At 62.5% G+C, this 19,137-nt stretch carries 18 protein-coding genes; 7 read left to right on the forward strand and 11 right to left on the reverse strand.

What is annotated here, in order from left to right; all coding sequences use genetic code 11:
* The first annotated feature begins 86 nt into the window (after window positions 1-86).
* Window positions 87-773: a TetR/AcrR family transcriptional regulator gene (locus HUS66_RS10120; RefSeq protein ID WP_175070790.1), complete on the forward strand. Its 687-nt coding sequence runs from the start codon at window positions 87-89 to the stop codon at window positions 771-773.
* A gap of 161 nt (window positions 774-934) precedes the next feature.
* Window positions 935-1,678 (forward strand): GntR family transcriptional regulator, encoded by a 744-nt coding sequence (locus tag HUS66_RS10125; protein WP_175070791.1) that lies wholly within the window; start codon window positions 935-937, stop codon window positions 1,676-1,678.
* Here the strand turns inward: HUS66_RS10125 and HUS66_RS10130 are convergent.
* The 10 genes from HUS66_RS10130 to metG form a co-directional block, all read right to left on the reverse strand.
* A complete protein-coding gene (locus tag HUS66_RS10130) occupies window positions 1,675-2,487 on the reverse strand; it encodes a YdcF family protein (protein WP_175070792.1) in 813 nt (270 codons plus the stop codon). The two genes, HUS66_RS10125 and HUS66_RS10130, sit on opposite strands and share 4 nt — an antisense overlap.
* Window positions 2,488-2,542: 55 nt before the next feature.
* Window positions 2,543-3,181 carry an endonuclease III gene (gene nth / locus HUS66_RS10135; RefSeq protein WP_175070793.1) on the reverse strand — a complete coding sequence of 213 codons (639 nt, stop codon included), beginning with the start codon at window positions 3,179-3,181 and terminating at the stop codon, window positions 2,543-2,545.
* 74 nt (window positions 3,182-3,255) lie between these two features.
* The gene (locus HUS66_RS10140; protein ID WP_175070794.1) at window positions 3,256-3,960 is read right to left on the reverse strand and encodes an electron transport complex subunit E; all 705 of its coding nucleotides are present in this window, start codon (window positions 3,958-3,960) and stop codon (window positions 3,256-3,258) included.
* Window positions 3,957-4,718, reverse strand: coding sequence for an electron transport complex subunit RsxG (gene rsxG / locus HUS66_RS10145; RefSeq protein ID WP_254628788.1), 762 nt, complete (start codon window positions 4,716-4,718; stop codon window positions 3,957-3,959). The genes HUS66_RS10140 and rsxG overlap by 4 nt, the downstream gene beginning before the upstream one ends.
* Entirely contained in the window at window positions 4,715-5,797 is a 1,083-nt protein-coding gene (locus HUS66_RS10150; RefSeq protein ID WP_175070795.1) for an RnfABCDGE type electron transport complex subunit D, read from the reverse strand. Before HUS66_RS10150 ends, rsxG begins: the two co-directional genes overlap by 4 nt.
* Window positions 5,794-7,614: an electron transport complex subunit RsxC gene (rsxC, locus tag HUS66_RS10155; RefSeq protein WP_175070796.1), complete on the reverse strand. Its 1,821-nt coding sequence runs from the start codon at window positions 7,612-7,614 to the stop codon at window positions 5,794-5,796. Before rsxC ends, HUS66_RS10150 begins: the two co-directional genes overlap by 4 nt.
* Window positions 7,607-8,242, reverse strand: coding sequence for an electron transport complex subunit RsxB (gene rsxB, locus HUS66_RS10160; protein WP_175070866.1), 636 nt, complete (start codon window positions 8,240-8,242; stop codon window positions 7,607-7,609). The genes rsxC and rsxB overlap by 8 nt, the downstream gene beginning before the upstream one ends.
* A gap of 3 nt (window positions 8,243-8,245) precedes the next feature.
* Window positions 8,246-8,836 (reverse strand): electron transport complex subunit RsxA, encoded by a 591-nt coding sequence (rsxA, locus tag HUS66_RS10165; protein WP_175070797.1) that lies wholly within the window; start codon window positions 8,834-8,836, stop codon window positions 8,246-8,248.
* A 118-nt stretch (window positions 8,837-8,954) separates the two neighbouring features.
* Window positions 8,955-10,520 (reverse strand): GGDEF domain-containing protein, encoded by a 1,566-nt coding sequence (locus tag HUS66_RS10170; protein WP_175070798.1) that lies wholly within the window; start codon window positions 10,518-10,520, stop codon window positions 8,955-8,957.
* Window positions 10,521-10,791: 271 nt separating this feature from the next.
* The gene (metG, locus tag HUS66_RS10175) at window positions 10,792-12,858 is read right to left on the reverse strand and encodes a methionine--tRNA ligase (RefSeq protein ID WP_175070799.1); all 2,067 of its coding nucleotides are present in this window, start codon (window positions 12,856-12,858) and stop codon (window positions 10,792-10,794) included.
* Between the two features lie 308 nt (window positions 12,859-13,166).
* Here metG and HUS66_RS10180 point away from each other — a divergent pair, with 308 nt between their 5' ends.
* Entirely contained in the window at window positions 13,167-13,436 is a 270-nt protein-coding gene (locus HUS66_RS10180) for a hypothetical protein (RefSeq protein ID WP_175070800.1), read from the forward strand.
* A 186-nt stretch (window positions 13,437-13,622) separates the two neighbouring features.
* Here the strand turns inward: HUS66_RS10180 and HUS66_RS10185 are convergent, their stop codons facing one another.
* Window positions 13,623-14,828: a GAK system CofD-like protein gene (locus HUS66_RS10185; RefSeq protein ID WP_175070801.1), complete on the reverse strand. Its 1,206-nt coding sequence runs from the start codon at window positions 14,826-14,828 to the stop codon at window positions 13,623-13,625.
* 142 nt (window positions 14,829-14,970) lie between these two features.
* Between HUS66_RS10185 and HUS66_RS10190 the strand changes: the two genes are divergently transcribed.
* From HUS66_RS10190 to HUS66_RS10205, 4 genes are read left to right on the forward strand one after another with little or no spacing between them, the layout of a single operon-like run.
* On the forward strand, window positions 14,971-15,471 hold the full coding sequence (locus HUS66_RS10190; RefSeq protein WP_175070802.1) for an NUDIX domain-containing protein: 501 nt from the start codon (window positions 14,971-14,973) through the stop codon (window positions 15,469-15,471).
* Window positions 15,452-17,095 carry a phosphotransferase gene (locus tag HUS66_RS10195; protein ID WP_175070803.1) on the forward strand — a complete coding sequence of 548 codons (1,644 nt, stop codon included), beginning with the start codon at window positions 15,452-15,454 and terminating at the stop codon, window positions 17,093-17,095. Before HUS66_RS10190 ends, HUS66_RS10195 begins: the two co-directional genes overlap by 20 nt.
* Window positions 17,088-17,972, forward strand: coding sequence for a GAK system ATP-grasp enzyme (locus HUS66_RS10200; RefSeq protein WP_175070804.1), 885 nt, complete (start codon window positions 17,088-17,090; stop codon window positions 17,970-17,972). The genes HUS66_RS10195 and HUS66_RS10200 overlap by 8 nt, the downstream gene beginning before the upstream one ends.
* Window positions 17,969-19,135: an HprK-related kinase B gene (locus HUS66_RS10205; protein ID WP_175070805.1), complete on the forward strand. Its 1,167-nt coding sequence runs from the start codon at window positions 17,969-17,971 to the stop codon at window positions 19,133-19,135. The genes HUS66_RS10200 and HUS66_RS10205 overlap by 4 nt, the downstream gene beginning before the upstream one ends.
* Window positions 19,136-19,137 lie beyond the last annotated feature (2 nt).

Consider the following 19,137-nt stretch of genomic DNA (forward strand, 5'->3'; position numbering starts at 1 on the left):
TTCACTGGCTGCGGCAAGCTGAGCGCCCGGTCCTGGCTGATGCTTGCTTGGCCGATAGTTTCCTGATCACTACCGTGAGACCTGCGATGACGGTGATTTCCGAGGTCGGCAGTGCGCCGATCAGCTCCAGTGCCAGTTCAAGATCCAGCGCCGGGGACAGCGAGGCCTCGGCGATTCGCCAACGCAACGAGGAGACGATTCTCGAGGCCGCCGAGGCGGTCTTTGCCCAGCATGGCTATCGGGGCGGAAGCGTGCAGGCGATTGCCGAGGCGGCGGGGCTGCCCAAGTCCAATGTGCTTTACTACGTGGGTAGCAAGCGGCGCCTCTATGTGGCGTTGCTCGAGCGCATGATGGCGCGCTGGAATGCCATGCTTGACGATATCAGCGTCGATGACGATCCGGCCGAGGTGCTGGAAGCCTTCATCCGCAGCAAGATGGCGCTGACCCGGGCGCATCCTCGTGGCTCGCGACTGTTCGCCGCCGAGGTGCTCGGCGGTGCGCCCTTCCTGCAGGATTACCTGCGCGGCGAGTTGCGCGACTGGGTGCAGGCGCGGGCCAGGGTCTTCGATCAATGGGCCGAGCGTGGGCTGATGGACCCGGTGGACCCGGTATGGCTGATTTTTTTGATCTGGTCGGCGACACAGCACTATGCCGATTTCGAACCCCAGGTGCTGGGTATCACCGGGCGCGATGCCTTGGGCGAACAGGACTACCAAGAAATCACCGACTTCCTGTGCCGGCTGATTCTCAAGGGTTGCGGGATTTGTCGCTAAGCTGACTCGTTATACAGCGTCGGTATACAATGGCCGCCCGGTCAGGTGGCCGCCCAGGCCACTTCAGTTCACTTGGACGTTGTTACGTTTAGGTTTTCACATTAGACAGTATGAGACAGTGGCGCGCTTTTAGCGGGGCGTGACCCAGACGGACGGCGAGTATGAGCGGTAGTTGGCAACGCGAAGTTTATGGCAGCAATACCTGGGTAGGCAGTCGCGTCAGCGATGAACAAATCGTCGAACAGATCCGTCGGGCGGTGTTGATGCAGCGCCTGCCGCCGGGCACTCGGTTGCCCGAGGTGGCGTTGGGCGAGGCCTTCGGTGTCAGTCGATCGGTGGTGCGCAAGGCGCTGACCCGACTGGTCGCCAACCATGTCGTGGTACAGCGGCCCAATCAGGTGGCGCGGGTGGCGTCTCCCGATGTCGACGAGACTCGCGAGATATTCGCCGCGCGTCGCCTGATCGAGGGTGAGGTGGTGGCGCTACTGACCGGGTCCTTGCCCCCGACGGTGCGGCAGCGTCTCGCGGCTTTGGTCGAGGCGGAGAAGGCCGCCTTCATCCAAGGAGACGAAGAGCGGCGCATCGAGGAGTCGCTGGCCTTCCATCATTGCCTGGCTGAGCACTCCCCCAACCGCACCCTGGGTGCCATGCTTCGCGAGCTGATCTTGAGAACCTCTATCGTCATCGCGCTTTACAAGCCGTCGGACCTGGCGTCCTGCTACCTAGAAGGCGATCATGACGACCTGTTGGCAACGCTGGTCGCAGGGCAGCCCGATGCCGCCCGCGCCAGGGTGCAGACGCACCTGAGCTGCCTCGAGGCGCTGCTCGATCTTCATGCCCCCAGCGGCGCCATCGACCTTAGCGCCCTGTTCGGTCGCAACCACTCGCTCAGCCGGGGCGCCTAGGCGTCGGTTGACGCTGTCTCGGTCCAGCCGCTGATGATCTCGTCGCGTAGTCCTGCGACATCATTTGCCAGCCAGTCGCGAATCTCGAACACGCCCCGGCCAAGCCACTCATGAAGCGCCTGGGTGCTCTGGCGTAGATGGTAGGCGCGGGGCAGCCAGGCCCAGAGGCTGTCTGGCGGCGGGCTGGCAAATTCGGTAGGGGCGGGCAGGACGCTTAGCCCCGCGGCCTCGAATTCGCGCACGGCCCGTGGCAAATGCCAGGCCTGGGACACCAGCGCCACCCGATGAATCCCTTCCTGTTGCAGCATTGCCGCGCTGAAGCGAGCATTTTCCGCCGTATTTCGGCTCTGGGTTTCCACCCAGGTGGTCTCGATCCCAAAACTGTCCCTTAATGCCCGTTTCATCAGTGTGGCCTCGGCACGTGCCTCGCCATGTACCCGCCCACCACTGACCATCAGGGGCAGGCCACTGAGCCGGTGCAGGCGTGCGGCATAGGCGAGGCGTCGCCAGGTAGCGTTGTTGGGCGTATCGCCCCAGCCGAACTCGGGGCTCTGGTAGTCACGGCCACCGCCCAGCACCACAATGGCCTGGGTCGACTCCAGCTCCTCCTGCGTCACTACCGGGTAGGGTTCCAGGCTGGCCCGCAGCCAATGGCTGGCGGTGGGGGTGGCAAGCCACAACAGGCCGCCCACGCCGAGAAGTAGCAGGATGCCCCCCAGCCAGGGCAGGCGGCGCCAGAAGATCAGCCCCAAAACGCCCAGCAGTACGTTGATGACGGGGGGCAAGAGCAGGTACTTGAGCCAGGTCATGGGCGTCCCTAGGGATCATGTTGGTGAATGACGCGCCGCCAGGAAGTACGACGACTCAACCGATATCTACTTTATCAGCAAACTCGCATAAGTCCTCGATCACGCAGCTGCCACAGCGCGGTTTGCGTGCCACGCAGGTATAGCGACCGTGCAGGATCAGCCAGTGGTGGGCATCCTGGCGAAACTCCCGTGGCACATGGCGCAGCAGTTTCTTCTCGACTTCGAGCACGTCCTTGCCGGGCGCGATGCCGGTTCGGTTCGAGACCCGGAAGATATGGGTGTCGACGGCAATAGTGGGCTGACCAAAGGCGGTATTGAGGATGACGTTGGCGGTCTTGCGCCCGACACCCGGCAAGGCTTCCAGGGCCTTGCGGGTGGTCGGTACCTCGCCGCCGTGACGCTCGACCAGCAGTTGGCAGGTCTTCATCAGATTCTCGGCCTTGGTGTTGTATAGCCCGATGGTCTTGATGTGTTCCTTGAGGCCATCAAGTCCCAGCGCGAGGATCGCCTCGGGAGTGTTGGCCTCCGGGAAAAGTCGCGCAGTGGCCTTGTTGACGCCGACATCCGTGGCCTGAGCCGACAGCAGCACCGCGGCGAGCAGCTCGAAGGGCGTACTCCAGTTCAGCTCGGTGGTCGGTTCGGGCATGTGCTTGCGCAGGCGGGTGAATATCTCGTGGCGTTTATGGGCGTTCATGAGGGTTCCGTTTTGCTATTCCCGAGGGTAGTGGCTGTCGTCGCGGCGTCTGTCGTTGTGATGTCGGGTGAGGCTCAGCGGATGGTGCCGGTGACTCTGACTCGCCGACTCTCGGAGGGGCTCTGTGGCTGGTGCGTCGCACGAAGGCGCGCCTTGCGATCATCGACCAGATTTTTCAGGGCGATCAGCAGTCCCGTGGCGAAAAAGGCCCCCGGCGGCAGCACCAGGAACAGGAAGTCGTAATGGGGGAAAACGGTGATGCCCCAATCGGCGGCAATAGGCCCTAGCAGCAGGTCCATCTGGGTGAAGAGGGTGCCCTGGCCAAAAAGCTCGCGCACCGCGCCCAGTACGACCAGTACGGCGGCGAAGCCGAGCCCCATCATCAGGCCGTCGGTGGCCGCCGGCAGTACCGGGTTCTTGGCCGCAAAGCCGTCGGCACGGCCAAGGATTGCGCAGTTGGTGACGATCAGTGGAATGAAGATGCCGAGTATCTGATGCAGCTGATAGGTGTAGGCCTGCATCAGCAGGTCGGCGCAGGTGACGAAGGCGGCGATGATCATCACGAACGCCGGCAGACGCACCGTCTCGGGCACATGATGGCGGATCAGCGACACCGAGACATTGGAGCCGACCAGTACCAGCAGAGTGGCGAGCCCCAGGCCCAGGGCATTGACGACGCTGCCGCTGACCGCGAGCAGCGGACACAGGCCCAGCAGCTGCACCAACGCCGGGTTGTTGGACCATAGGCCGTTGCGGGCGAGTTCATTGAACTGGCTCATGGGGTTGCTTCCTGCTGTTCGGCGTCGGGGGCTGGTGTGTCGGGCATGTCGCCAAACAGGCGCTCATGGTGGTCGCGCACATAGCCAAGGCTGCGATGCACGGCTTCTATGACGGCGCGAGGGGTGATGGTGGCGCCGGTAAAGGCGTCGAAATCGCCGCCGTCCTTGGTCACCGCCCAACCGCCGGGCCCGGGGTCGCTGAGGCTGCGACCGGTGAAGTCTTCGATCCAGTCGCTCTTGCGTGACTCGATGGCATCGCCCAGTCCAGGCGTTTCCTGGTGGCGAGTCACCCGCACCCCGCTGATGGTACCCGACGCGGTGATGCCTACCAGCAGGGCGATGTCACCGCTGTAGCCGTTGGGGGCGATCACCGGCAGCACCACGGCGGCGTCCTGGCTGCTTTGCTCTTGGCGGGCTTTCCCGGGTGCTCGCCATGCGGTGAAGGGAGCCGTCTGGCCTAGCACAGGACTCGCCGGCAGCGTGAAGGCGGAGTCGACAAGGCGCTGGATCTCGAGGCCGGCCAGGGCCTCAGGCAATACCTCTATAAGCTGGTCGTGTTGGCTTGCCTGGCGATTATCCGCGATGCGTTCGGCGGTCAAGGCGCGTGTACCGGCGACGATGCCTGCGGTGAGCATGGCAAAGAGCCCCAGGCCCACGGCGGCTCTGAGAATGGCGCGACGCATTGGCGCACTGGGGCGAGTCTGGGAACGGGAGGCATCGTCTTGCGGCGCATCCTGGCGATGAGAGGGCGTGCTCATGAAGCCTCCTCGTCGTCGAGCCTGGTGACCTTGATGCCGCGATTGGGCCGGGCATGGCCCTGAGTGCGGGGCTGGGTGTAGTAGTCGATGAAGGGCACGGTGAAGTTCATCAGCAGCACGGCGAAGGCCACCGCATCCGGGTAGGCGCCGGTTTCACGGATCAGCATCACCAGCACGCCAATGCCGGCGCCGTAGTAGAGCTTGCCCTTGCGGCTGGTTGCCGCACTGACCGGATCGGTGGCGATAAAGAAGGCGCCGAACACGGCGGCGCCGTTCAGCCAGTGAAAGGCCGGCGAGCCATGGTGACTGGGGTCGACGGCATACAGGAAACTGGCCAGCACGCCCATGGCAGCGAGCATCGACAGCGGGATCTGCCAACCGATCAGGCGCTTGTAGAGCAGCAGCGCACCGCCGGCGAGCCAGGCCAGGGCCACGTTTCGCCAGGCCGCCTGGGTGCCGTCGGGCAAGGGATTCGAGGCCCAGAACTCGCTGGCGAGCAGGGCATCGGGCTTGTGCTTGAAGGCGTCCAGTGGTGTGGCGCCACTCCAGGCATCAACGCCGGTGCCGCTGTTCATGCCAGAGCTCGTGCCAGTGACGCGGGCCAGCAGCTCGCCCAATGACAGACCGTCCGGGCTTAGCAGCCCATGGGGGGCGGCCCACTGTGTCATGGCCGCCGGAAAGCTGATCAGCAGTAGCGCGTAGCCCACCATCGCCGGGTTGAAGGGGTTCTGGCCAAGGCCGCCGTAGAGCTGCTTGGCGACGACGATGGCCGCCACCATGCCGACCAGGATCAGCCATAGGCTGGTGCCCGGTGGCAGTGAAGCGCCGAGTAAGACGCCGGTCACCAGGGCGCTATTGTCGGCGAGCACCGGGCGAACCGTGCGGCGGCGCAGGCGCAGTACCAGTGCCTCCAGGCCGGCAGCAAAGGCACCGGCCAGCAGCACGTTGGAAAGCACGCCCAGGCCAAAGTGCCAGGTGAGGGTCGCGATGCCGGGCAGGGTGGCCAGCAGCAGCCAGGTCATGACCCGGCCGGTGTCGGTGGGCTGTCGGCTCACCTGGCTCTGGTGCATCAGGCTCATGGGGTGCGCTCCTGATCGGTGTCCGGTGATCGCCTTTGTGGGGCCGGCTCTTGGGTGGCGTCTGCCGCAGCATCCTTGGCCGCGGCCAGACGCGCTTCGATGGCGGCGAGATTCTCCCGGGCGGTGGCAAGCTGCACCTCGAGATCTTCGATTTCGCCATCACTCTGTCCTTGCTGCTGCCCCTTGCTGCCCGTCGACTGGCTGACCCGGGCGAGGACCTTTTCGGCCTTGCGTACGGCGGCCTTGGCCGCGGCCTGGGCGATGCGCAGGGACTTGAGGTCGGTATCCGCTGCCGCCGGCTGGTCATGGCCGCGCCCCGTTGAGCCGGGAACGGGTGTGGTGGAATTGGCGGCGATGCCACTGGGGCGTTTAGCGGCCTGGGCTCGCGCCTGGCGCCTCGCTTCCTTTTCGGCTGCTTCACGCTCGATGCGGGCTTGGCGAAACTCGAAGCGATGCTTGGCATGCTCGGCCTTGCGAGCCTCGAAGGCCTGGGCGCGAATCTCGCTCTTGGCGGCACGATAGTAATCCACCAGCGGAATGTGGCTCGGGCAGACGAAGCTGCAGGCGCCGCATTCGATGCAGTCGAAGAGATTGAACAGTTCTGCCTTGTCGTGTTCCCGGGACTTGGCGAACCAATAGAGCTGCTGAGGTAGCAGGCCGGCGGGGCAGGCGTCCTCGCAAGCGCCGCAGCGGATGCAGGGCTGCTCGACGGGTGGCGGTGGCAGCTCATCGAGAGTGGCGGCGATCAGGCAGTTGCTGGATTTGACCAAGGGTAGCTCGAGGCGCGAGAGCTCGATGCCCATCATCGGCCCGCCCATCACCAGCCGGGCGAGGCGGGCCTCATCGAGACCGGCGGCGGCAAGTAGCTCAATCATGGGCGTACCCAGACGCGCCTCGACGTTGCCGGGGCGTGTCAGGGCCTCACCGGTCAGGGTGACAATGCGCGACACCAGCGGGCGCCCGTCGCGTACTGCCTGCAGAGCGGCACGCAGGGTACCGGGGTTGTGGCACAGCACGCCGACATCAGCCGGCAGGCCGCGACTCGGCACCTCGCGACCGAGCAGCCGCTTGATCAGCTGTTTTTCGCCGCCGCTAGGATAGCGGGCAGGGAAATCCTTGAGGGTGACCTCGACGGTTTCCGTGTTGGCGGCCGCGATGGCCCTGTTCAAGGCTGAGATCGCCTCGGGCTTGTCATTTTCGATGCCGATGATGATGCGCTGAGCGCCGCTCAGCCTTGCTATCAGCCGGGCGCCTTCCAGCACGTCGGCGGCATGCTCGCGCAGGGTCATGTCATCGGCGCTGATATAGGGCTCACACTCGGCGGCATTGACGATCAGGGTGTCGATGGCGTGACGCTCGCGCACCCGAGCCTTCACCTGGGTGGGGAAGCCCGCGCCACCCAGGCCCACCACGCCGGAGGCGTTGAGGCGGGCGTACAGGGTGTCGTCAGCGGCGCTGTGCCAGTCGAGTGATGGCAGCAGCGCCCAGTCGTCGCGGATGCCGTCGCCCTCGATCACGATGCAGAGCTCATTGAGGCCGGCGGGGTGAGGTACCGGGTAAGGCTCTATGGCGATGACTTCGCCGGTGATGCTGGCATGCACATCGGCGCTGATCAGGCCCTGTGCTCGGGCCACCCGGGTCCCGGTGGCGACCCGCTGGCCCACTGCCACGCAGGGCTCGGCAGGCTGGCCGACGTGCTGGCCCAGCGGCAGCATCACCCGACGGGGCAGGGCGGCCGTCGCGATGGGGTGCTGGGTGGAGGCTGCCTTGCGCGCCGGAGGATGAATCCCACCGGGGAAGTCGAAGGCCTTAACCATGGGAGGCCTCCTGGCGGGTTGTGTGCGATGGCTGAGCCCGGTCACTGGCAATCAGCAAGGCAGTCGGGCGATGGCCGGGACCCGCCGGCAACGGTGGCCGCCAGGCGTCGACGTCGTCGTCGCGAGGAATCATGTCGATGCAGTCCACCGGGCAGGGGTCAAGGCAGAGGTCGCAGCCGGTGCACTCGTCGGCGATCACGGTGTGCATGTGCTTGGCGGCGCCGAGAATCGCATCGACCGGACAGGCCTGAATGCACTTGGTGCAGCCAATGCACTCGTCTTCGCGAATATAGGCGACCCGCGGCGCATCCTGCGCCTCACCGTCCAGCGGTGTGGCCTCACGGCCCAGCAGATCGGCCAGAGCGGCGATGGTGGCGTCGCCGCCGGGTGGGCATTTGTTAATTACATCGCCTTGGCTGATGGCCTCGGCGTAAGGCTTGCAGCCGGGGTAGCCACACTGGCCACACTGAGTCTGGGGCAGCAGAGCGTCGATGCGCTCAACCACCGGGTCATCTTCGACGCGAAAGCGCTCGCCTGCGTAGCCCAGCAGAGCGCCGAAGGCCACCGACAGGCCGGCGAGCGCGAAGATGGCGGCAAGCATGCCGTGGTCATTGATCCATTCCAGCATCATTCAGCCCTGCCCTACCTGCACGAGCCCCGAGAAACCCATGAAGGCCAGCGACATCAAGCTCGCCGTGATCATGGCGATAGCGGCGCCGTGGAAGGGGCGGGGGACATCGGCCACCGCCAGGCGTTCGCGCATGGCGGCGAACAGCACCAACACCAATGAGAAGCCCAATGCCGCGCCGAAGCCGTAGAGAGCGGCTTCCATGAAGCTCGACTGACGGTTGAGTGACAGCAGCGCCACGCCGAGCACCGCGCAGTTGGTGGTGATCAGCGGCAGGAAAATGCCCAGCACCTGATAAAGCAGCGGGCTTACCTTCTTCACCATCAGTTCGGTGAACTGCACGATCACGGCGATCACCATGATGAAGGCAATGGTGCGCAGGTACTCGAGCCCCAGCGGTGCCAGCAGATAATGAAAGGTCAGATAGCTTGCCACCGAGGACAGCGTCAGCACGAAGGTGGTGGCCAGCGACATGCCCATCGCGGACTCCAGCTTGTTGGAGACGCCCATGAAGGGACAGAGACCGAGAAACTGCACCAGCACGAAATTGTTGACCAGCGCCGTGCTGACCAGGATCAGGAAATAGTGGGTCATAGCCCGCCCATGCAGCGAGAAGTGGATAACCATGATGGGCGCCGTCGAGCAACGACGACGTCAAAGCGAGAATTATAGCGCGGCGGGAGGACGCGTCATACCGGGCCGCCCGTCAGCCTTATGCCCAGTCAAGATCCTTGGACGCTATGACCTGGTTGCGTCCTGAATCCTTGGCGGCGTAGAGCGCTTGGTCGCCGGCCTCGATCAGCTGCTCGGCGCTCAGAGTCTCGGCAGGAGTACTGCAGGCAACGCCGGCGCTGATGGTCACTACTTTTCCCGAGTGTGGAATCCCCAGTGCCTCGATGTCAGCCCGCAGACGATTGGCCGACTCGACGGCGGCTTGCAGAGAGGTGTTGGGCAGCACCGCCATGAATTCCTCGCCGCCGGTGCGTGCTATCAGTTGTTTGGGATGATGGAAATGTGCGCTCATCACCTTGGCTAGCGCCTGCAGACAGGCATCGCCAGCCGGGTGGCCATACTGATCGTTGAAAGCCTTGTAGTGATCGATGTCAATGACCATCAGGGCTGTCGGCTGCTTGCGTCGCTTATTCATCTTCATCGACGTTGTCAGGTGGTCATCGAAGCGACGCCGGTTGGCCAGGCCGGTAAGCGGGTCGCGCTCGGAGAGCTCGACCAGTTCAGCCCTCTGCTGACGTTGAAACTCGAGCAGTTGCTGGAATTGACGAGCCAGAATGCCTATTTCGTCGCGCCGCTTCAGGAGTGACGCGGGGACATCGGTACGCTCCGGGCGCCGAACTTGACGGGTAAAGATCGCGAACAGTCGAAGCGGGTTCAGCACCATGCGCTCGAGCATCCACAGCACCAAAAGCAGCAGTAGTACCACCAGGCTCAGGGTCCAGGAGAGCCCGAGGTTCATCGCTTCGATGCGACTGTTGAGGCGCTGGCGCGGCAAGTCGACATCAATGGAGAGTTGCTCGCCTCTTGGGGCCGCCGAAATGAGCCGGCTGGCACGCATGGTCTCGTCGTCGAGGCGTTCCAGCTTGTGCGGCTGCGCTCCATCGGTCGAGTGTTGCACCTTGATTGCCAGCCCCGTGCTGTTGCGTAGCTTGGTTAGCCATTCTTCGCTCATCGGGCGCACCATGGCGAGCCACCCCCTGAGGGGGCCGCTGCCGTCACTGTGCAGGATGGGCTGAACGCTGACCAAGGCCTTCTGAGGAGATGCCTGCAGCCAGGTAAGGCCCTCTTGTGCTGCACTGCTCGCAATGCGTGTCCTCAGGGTTTCGAGGAAGGGGCGGGCCCACTGGCATTGCGTATCGAGGGCGGCGCACCCCTGCGCTTCCCCACTCATCGGATCAATGCCGCTCAACCAGTAGAGCTGTCCCGATGGCTTCATGAAAGCGATCATGCTGAGGTCGGCATCTTGGAAGATGGAGGTATCGCCTAGATTGGAGGCCAGAAAGTGCTGGTTGCCGTCGCGCATGAACTGGTAGCTGTCATCCCAGCTGGCCCAGTCCATGCTGAGCAATTCCAGGTGGAGCATTTCATTGTCGATGGCGCGCTGTGCTCTATCGAGGGCCTCATGGGCCTGAGTGGACTCATCCTCGAGTAACTCCGGCATGAGGGTGAAGCGGGTGAAAGCGACCAGGACCACCAGCGCCATGATCAACAACCCAAGCAAGGCGAAGACAAAACGGTAACGCAGAGAATGCAGTGCTGAGAGCATGAGTATTCCACCAGGTTGGCGTCCAGGCGCTGGGAGCCTGTCATGTCGCCTGAGTGATCAATGGATGCTTGGGTAGATATCCGTGTATCGGCTGACGAGGCCTTTGCTTGAATGCCTGATGGTGGGAATGAAAAACGCGCAGCCTTGGCTGCGCGCATTGATTCATGGATAGGACGCGTCCGTCGTCCCGGTCATGTCGTCTCGGTCATGTTGTACAGGTCACCATATGGAACAGGTCATAAAGTACAGGCTATAAAGTATAGGTCGTGCTTCAGGTCACACGCTGTCCTGGCTCGGCCCCGGCATGGGGTTCTAGCAGGTAGATGCCCGCGTTCTTGTCAGAGGGCGTGCCGGCCGCCAGCACCATGCCTTCCGAGATGCCGAAGCGCATCTTGCGCGGCGCCAGGTTGGCGACCATGACGGTCAGGTGCCCCTCGAGAGCTTCCGGTGCATAGGCGCTGCGTATGCCGGAAAAGACGGTGCGGGTCTCGCCGCCCAGATCCAGGGTCAGCTTGAGTAGCTTGTCGGCGCCTTCGACATACTCGGCCTTGGCGATGCGGGCGATGCGCAGGTCGACCTTGCTGAAGTCCGCGAAGCCGATTTCTTCGGCAATGGGGTCATCGGCCAGCGGCCCCTTGGCGGTCTCTTTCATTTTTTTCTCCTCGGCGAGGTCTTCCTTGGAGGCCTCGATCATGCCATCGATCTTGTCGCGTTCGATGCGCGTCATCAGCGGCTTGAACTTGGCAATCTGGTGATCCAGCAATACCTCGCGGCGGCTTTCCCAGTTAAGCAACTCGAGCTGCAGGAAGGCCTTGGCATCATCGGCCATACCGGGCACCACCGGGGCGAGATAGACCATCAGCTGACGGAACAGATTGATGCCCACCGAGCAGATGTCGAGCACTTCTTGTTCGCGGCCTTCCTGCTTGGCAAGCACCCAGGGCTCGGCCTCGGCGATATAGGTGTTGGCCTCGTCGGCGAGCTCCATGATGCGGCGCATGGCGCGGCCGAATTCGCGGGCCTCGAACTCCTCGGCGATGGCATCGCCGGCGGCGATGAAACGAGCCACTAGCTGGGGCTCCGCGCAGTGGGCGCTTAGCTGCCCGCCGCCGAGCTTCTTGACGAAGCCGGCACAGCGGCTGGCGATATTGACCACCTTGCCCACCAGGTCGGCGTTGACCCGAGCGGCGAAGTCTTCGAGGTTGAGATCCAGGTCATCGACCCCGGCGGTCAGCTTGGCGGCGAAGTAGTAACGCAGATACTCAGGGTTCAGGTAGTCGGCATAGGTGGCGGCCTTGATGAAGGTGCCACGGGACTTGGACATCTTGGCGCCGTTGACGGTGACGAAACCGTGGCAGTTGACCGCCGTCGGCGTGCGGAAGTCGGCGCCGTGCAGCATGGCCGGCCAGAACAGGGCGTGGAAGTAGACGATGTCCTTGCCGATGAAGTGATAGATCTCGGCGTCGGAATCCGGCTGCCAGTAGCTGTCGAAATCCAGACCTTCGCGCTCGCAGAGATTCTGGAAGCTGGCCAGGTAGCCGATCGGCGCATCGAGCCATACGTAGAAGTACTTGCCCGGTGCACCGGGGATCTCGAAGCCGAAATAGGGGGCATCGCGGGAGATATCCCACTCGTTGAAGCCGGATTCGAACCATTCCAGCAGCTTGTTGCGGATCTGCGGCTGCACATGGCCGTCATTGATCCACCCCTGCATGAAATCGGCGAAGTCAGGCAGCTTGAAGAAATAGTGGGTGGAGCTCCTCACCTCGGGGGTGGCGCCGGAGATGGCCGAGACCGGGTCGATCAGCTCTGCTGGCGTGTAGGTCGCGCCGCAAGCTTCACAGTTATCGCCGTATTGATCATCGGTCTTGCACTTTGGGCAGGTGCCCTTGATGAATCGGTCAGCAAGAAACAGGCCCTTGACCGGGTCATACATCTGCTCGATGTCACGGGTCGCGATATGTCCCTTGTCGCGAAGCCGGGTATAGATCAGCTCGCTGAAATGGCGGTTCTCCGCTGAGTGAGTCGAGTGATAGTTGTCGAACCCCACGCCGAAGCGGGCGAAGTCGTCCTGGTGGTCGCGGGAAACGCGCTCGATCAGGGCCTCAGACGTGATGCCTTCCTGTTCGGCGCGCAGCATGATGGCGGTGCCATGGGCATCGTCGGCGCAGACATAGTGGCACTGGTGCCCGCGACTTTTCTGAAAGCGCACCCAGATATCGGTCTGAATGTATTCCAGCAGATGGCCGAGGTGGATCGCACCGTTGGCGTAGGGCAGGGCGCTGGTGACCAGGATCTTGCGTGAATGGCTTGCGGAGTTCGACGCGGAGTTCGACATAGTGGCGCGGGGTTCCCGTAACGTAGTGCGTGAGGGACGAAGAGGCCTCGTCTAGGCAGCAACCGCCGCTGCCGGGCATCGTCCCTGACGTGATGACCATGAAATCAGCAAAAGATTGTAGCATTTTCGCCGCTGCCTGCATCCGCCGCCGGTGTCGGTGAAGGGCGACGTTTGGCCTGCCTCATGCAAGGGGGTAGAGTCCTTCCACGTTGCCTGAGGCGGCGCCCATGGATTCAGGTCGTGCCCGGCAAACTCATCGCGCTAACGTCACGCATGGCTCAGTGATCCTTCACATGAGGTAAATTCGTATGCGTTTCACTCCTATCCTTGCCCTGCTGGCGCTGACTACTCTGGTCGCCGGCTGTGCCGGCGGCGCCATCGCGCCCAACTACACCAGCCAGAACCCCGATATCATGCGCATCGGCAACGAGCGCCCGGCGGATCCACAGGTCAAGACCGAAAACCTCGGCTCCTACTGCGTCAAGGTCACCGAGACCTGGAGCGAGCAGGGCAAGACGCCGGACGGTAAGACGCTGTGGGCGCTGGACACCCAGCGTAACGTGGTGCCCTGTAACTGAGCCCCGTCGGGTCGCTATCCATCAATCCGCTATCATGATCGAGGACCCGCGGCGCAATGCGCCGCGGGTTTTTTGTAGGTGCCCGGTAGTAGAGCTCCTTTTCAGGTGTCTTGCCTGAGCGTTTGCCGTTCCGGCACGTTGCAATGCCTTCCGTGCTATGGGCTATCACATGTCCCGCTAGGCTAGTCAAACCAGTGACAGCAGGGCGCAGGTCAGCAGGTCATTATCGTAATAGGGCGCACTGTCTTCGCTGATCAGCCGAGTATCGATCATCGTGATGCCCCGCTCGGCCCAGCGGGCGGCCAGTTCCTCGATTGTGAGCTCCAATGCATAGTCGCCGCGCCGGCTATCGAGGAGCACGAAGTTCAGCAGCTCGTCGGTCGTGGCGGTTTCGCCGGCATCCAGGCGCAACTGGTCCAGCAACGTATCGAGCTGGCGCTCGAGACTCATGCCGAGCTGCTCGGGATCGACCCCGGTATTGGGAATGAATACCTTGGGGCTGGCATTGTCGCGGATTGCCTGACCCACGCCTGCCGGCAGCAGGTTGGCGATCAGGCTCGAGTAGAAACTGCCGGGTGGAAAGCAGATCAGCTCTGCCGACGCGATCAGTCGGCGGTTCTTCTCGCGCAGTTTGGCGGTGACGGGCACATGAGCCTCCGGCTGTCGGGATAGCCCGAGGCCGACGATCGGCGAGCTGAGCGGTACCACCTCCTTGCCGGTGAGGCGGTGTTGTCCAAGCAGGGTCTCGCCGTTTTCCAGTTTGGCCGCCAAGTGATAATCCCGGTTGACGATGGCCCGAACCGTGCCGCGCACATGCACCAGCTTGGAAAATAGGAAGATGATCGGGTCCAGGTGCTGATGATTGTTGAGGTAACCGCCGGCCAGGATCAGGTTGCCGATACTGGCCCCGCGCAGGTCGAAGTCGTCCGGCTTGGCGGCGCAGAAATAGCCTAGCTGGTGGCGAATCAGCTTGCGCATGGGGTTGGCGATGTCGCGCATCAGCGGGTCGCTGCCATCGGCCAGTGCCGACAGCATCCGCTCCAGCTCTGTAGGTGACTGGTCCTTGGGCAGGCGATATTGAAATAGGCGGTATACCTCGGGATGCCCAAGTATCGAGTCATCGGCCAGTGCCATCAGGCGACTGCGCAGGTCACCGATGGCCGGCATGCGAAACGCATCGCGCAGCTTGGCGGAGCTGCCGCCGGAGTCGAATGGTGTGACCAGGTGAATCGAGTTGTGGGTGTAGTGCTGCAGATTCTTAGACAGGCCGTTGAGTGCTGACCCCCCGCTGAAGAAGAGCAAGCGTGGACCGAGTTCGGGCGTCTTTTGGCAGCGTCGGATCCGCAACGGGTCCGGCACCTGGGCACTGCGTGTGACCCTGACATTGATCATCTTGGCGTCCTGAAGAGTGGCGCTTCGCTGAGTTTCAACGATCATCCACGCCATATCTGTCAAGTCAATGACTGTAACCAGCGGTTCATGGAGTTGATGGTATGATTTTGCACATATCTGAATCGTGCGCAGCAAGGATCCTATGCCCTACCGACAAACCGACTTGCTACCTGAGGTGCGCAACACGGCGCGCGCCCTGATTCTGCGTGATCATCAGGTGTTGCTACTGCTCAAACAGGACGAGCGCTATGCCCTGCCTGGAGGCGCACAGGACACGGGGGAAACGCTTGAAGATGCCTTGCAGCGAGAGTGCCTTGAAGAAATTGGTACCCATGTCGATGCACCGAGACTGGTGACGGTATGCGATGTGTTCAAGCGCAAAGACACCGTGCCGCCCAGCCGGCGCCACTTGGTGGATTTCATTTTTCTCTGTCTGCTGCCCGCCGACTATATCGCCGGCAACGGGCCTCAGCCGGACAAGCGTCAGTTGGACGTGCGCTGGGTCGATGTAGCAGCGCTCCCCGAGCTTACGTTTACCCCTGAATATCTCTCCACCTGGTTGCCGTCGCTGGTTTGCGCCGCCGAACAGGGCTCAACCACTGTGGCTTATGCTGGCGCTTTTCATGACGACCCGACCGCCTAAAAGTATCCAGGACAACCTGCGCTTCCTGTGTGTTGAAGTGGACTCGCAGTTGGCCAGTTTCGAACAGTTTCTGCAGACGCCCACCACAGCCATTGTTCACCGGCTTCTCGATCGCCGTGGCTATGCCTATAACCTCAAGATGCGCATCCATAACGACTGCATGAAGCGGTTGTCGGCCAAGAAGCACCGGCGGAGCAGTCTGCCGCAGATGCTTCGCAGTATCGAACTCATTGCCACCGATCTCGAACGCCTCACCGAGCTTACGCGGGACTGCATCAGGCAGTTGCAGGAGATAGACGATCTGGCAGGGCTCGAACCGCAGGCGCTGCGCGCCATGGTGCAAAGCATTCGCAGCGGCATTCAGCTCGTCGAGCCGGCGATCGGCGAGAACGATACGCCCTTGGCCCTGCGGCTTGGGCAGTTGCAGAACGGCCTCGAGGAAGCCTATCGCCAGCGTCTAGCCAGCTATGTTGCTGCCCTGAAGAAGAAGGACAATACCGAGGAGCTGACGCGGGGCCTCTTCGTCGCTCATGCCATTCGCCAGATGGCGGCGACGCTTATGCACATCAGCGAAGTGATTATCTCGGCCAACCTCGGCCAGCCGGTCAACTTCGAGCGCTATCACTCCCTGCAGTCGCTGATTGATGACATTGATACCCCGGATGAGGCGCTGCGCATCGAGCCGCTGGCTGAGACGCGCTCGGGCAGTGGGATCTCCGGTATTCGCTCGCCGAATGACCAGAACAACGGCTATGTCGCTATCTTCAAGGACGGCGTCAAGCGCAAGGTGAAGGAAGAGCGTCAGGGCGTCGAAAGCTGGCACGAGATCTATCCGGGCCTGGCGCCGAAGATTCTGTCCTATCAGAAGCGGGGGCAGTCCGCGGCCCTGCTGATCGAGCATCTACCCGGCCTGACGTTCGAGCACTTGCTGCTCAATGAGTCGTCCGACCTGGTCGATGAGGCAGTGACCTATTTGACTCGCACGCTGCGCTCGGTATGGCAGGAGACCTTTACCCCCAAGAGCGTGGCCGCACGCCATATGCAACAGCTTCAAAAGCGCCTGGACGACGTTTACAAGATTCATCCTGAGTTTCACCGCGGCGACTTGCGCCTGTGCGGCGTCGACCTGCCCGCTTTTGACACTCTGGTCGAGCAGGCCAAGGCGCGCGAAGCATCGCTGGTGGCGCCTTTTGCGGTGTATATCCATGGCGACTTCAACGTCGACAATATCATCTATGATCCGCTGGAGAAGCGAATCAACTTTATCGATCTGCACCGCTCCAGCTACATGGATTATGTACAGGACATCTCGGTATTCATGGTCTCCAACTACCGGCTGCAGATCATGGATGCCCCGCTGCGTCAGCGCATCATGCGGGTGGCCATGGAGATTTATCGGGTGGCGCGCCGCCACGCCAACCGACAGCAGGACACGACCTTTGAACTGCGCCTTGCGCTGGGGTTGGCGCGTTCATTTGCGACCTCTACCCGCTTCATCCTGGATAAGTCACTGGCCCGCAGCATGTTCCTGCGAGCGCGTTTTCTGATCGAGATGGTGCTGGCGGCGGACATCGGCAAGGCCGACAAGTTTAGAATCCCTCTGAAGGAGATCTTCGTTGACTAACCCCAACATTGGTGTGGTCGGTATTCCGGGCAAGTGGTCCACCGAGGTGCTGGCCGATGCCGTGGAAGCGCGAACCGGTAACCGCCTGGTGATCGACATGGCCAAGGTCGCCCTGGACCTGAGTAGTGGCGCCTTGCACTTCCAGGGTCAAGACCTCGCTGAGCTGGATGCCCTGATCGTCAAGAAGATCGGCGGCGAGTACAGTCCCAATACGCTCGACCGGCTGGAGTTACTGCGCATGGCCGAAGCTAGAGGGGTCAAGGTCTTCAGTGGTGCTGAGAATATCCTGCGCCTGATCAATCGGCTGAGCTGCACCATCAGCTTGCGCAAGGCCGGCATTCCGATGCCGGAAACGCTGGTCACCGAAGATGTCGACCAGGCCGCGGCGGCGGTTCGCGAGTATGGGGAGGCAGTGTTCAAGCCGCTGTTTTCCACCAAGGCCCGCGGCATGTGCGTGATCAAGGCCGATCAGCCCAAGCGCGAGCTGCGCCGGGATATTGAGGCATTTCGTCGCCACAATCCGATGATGTATCTGCAACGCAAGGTTGCACTGCCGGGCCGCGACCTGGGGATGGTGTTCCTCGCCGGGCGCTATCTGGGGACCTACGCACGGGTTTCCCAGAGCGATACCTGGAATACCACCATTCACAGTGGTGGCCGCTATGCTGCCTATGAGCCACCCGAGTCGATGATCGAGTTGGCTCGGCGAGCCCAGGCACCGTTTGGCATGGATTTCACCACCGTCGATGTGGCCGAGACAGCGGAAGGGCCGGTCGTTTTCGAGGTATCGGCATTCGGTGGTTTTCGCGGAGCCCTCGAAGGAGCTGGCATCGATGCGGCGGCAGCCTACACCGACCATGTGTTGGCCTCACTATGAACGATACGATCAACAATGGCCGTCTAATCAGCGTGGAGGAGGCCGCCCAGGCGCTTTGCGGCGATGTCAGCCTGCTCGAGACGCCCCTGATGATGGATGTTGGGCGCCGCATTCTAGCCATTCGCTCCAATTCGCGCACCTTGCTCGACTCCCTGCGCCGCTACTTTGCCGCCTACCTCGCACCGGACGGCGTGCCTGATATCGAGGTGCTGGCCATCGAGGGCACACCGCCGGCCATGTCGCTGAACTTCATCGACTGGGCTCGCGAGCCCGGCAAGACGGGCCGTAAGGACAGCTATGTCGACCTGTTGGGCGGGCGACTGTTACGCAAGGTGCGCACCGGCATGGTGTTCCTGCAGAGTGATACCTGGCGCATTGCCGCTGGCCCTTGTGAGGCCAACGACAATCAGGTCATCAACTTCATCAATGCCCAGTACATGAATGACCTGCAGCGGCATGACTGGCTGATCTGCCATGCTGCGGGGCTGGTGCGTGGCGAGCGCGCGGTGGCCGTTGCCGGCTTTTCCGGCGGCGGCAAGTCGACGGTCATGCTGCGTGCCATGGAGCATCCTTCGCTCGATTATTTGACCAACGACCGGCTGTTTATTCGCCAAGACGAGCAGGGCGTGCAGGCCGCGGGTATTCCCAAGCTGCCGCGCATCAATCCTGGCACCATCGTGCATAGTGAGCGCCTGTCACCGCTGGTTTCTGCGGCGCAGCGCGAGCATTGGCTTGCCATGCCGAGGCAGGCGCTGTGGGATCTTGAGGAAAAGTACGATGTGATGATCGACGAGCTGTATGGAGCCGAGCGTATGCGACGCGAGGCCCGGTTGGCGGCGGTGGTGATTCTCAACTGGCGGCGCGACGGCCAACAGCCGTTGCGCTGTGAGCGGGTGGACCTCAACCAGCGACCTGAACTGCTGGACGCACTGATGAAATCCCCAGGGCCCTTCTATCAGGATGCTCATGGACGATTCCTGAGTGACCAGGTGCCGCTTGACCCTGAGCCCTATCTGGCGGCGCTGGGTGAAGTGCCCGTCTACGAAGTCAGTGGCACGGTCGACTTCGATCTGTTGGCCGACCACCACCTGCCGGCCTTGCTGGGCCTGAAGGGGGACGAGTCGCCAGAGAGGGCAGAGCGAGAAGAAGGCAGAGCGCCATGAGC

It is taken from the genome of Onishia taeanensis (genome assembly GCF_013349955.1).
In the GTDB taxonomy this organism is placed as follows: Bacteria; Pseudomonadota; Gammaproteobacteria; order Pseudomonadales; family Halomonadaceae; genus Onishia; species Onishia taeanensis_B.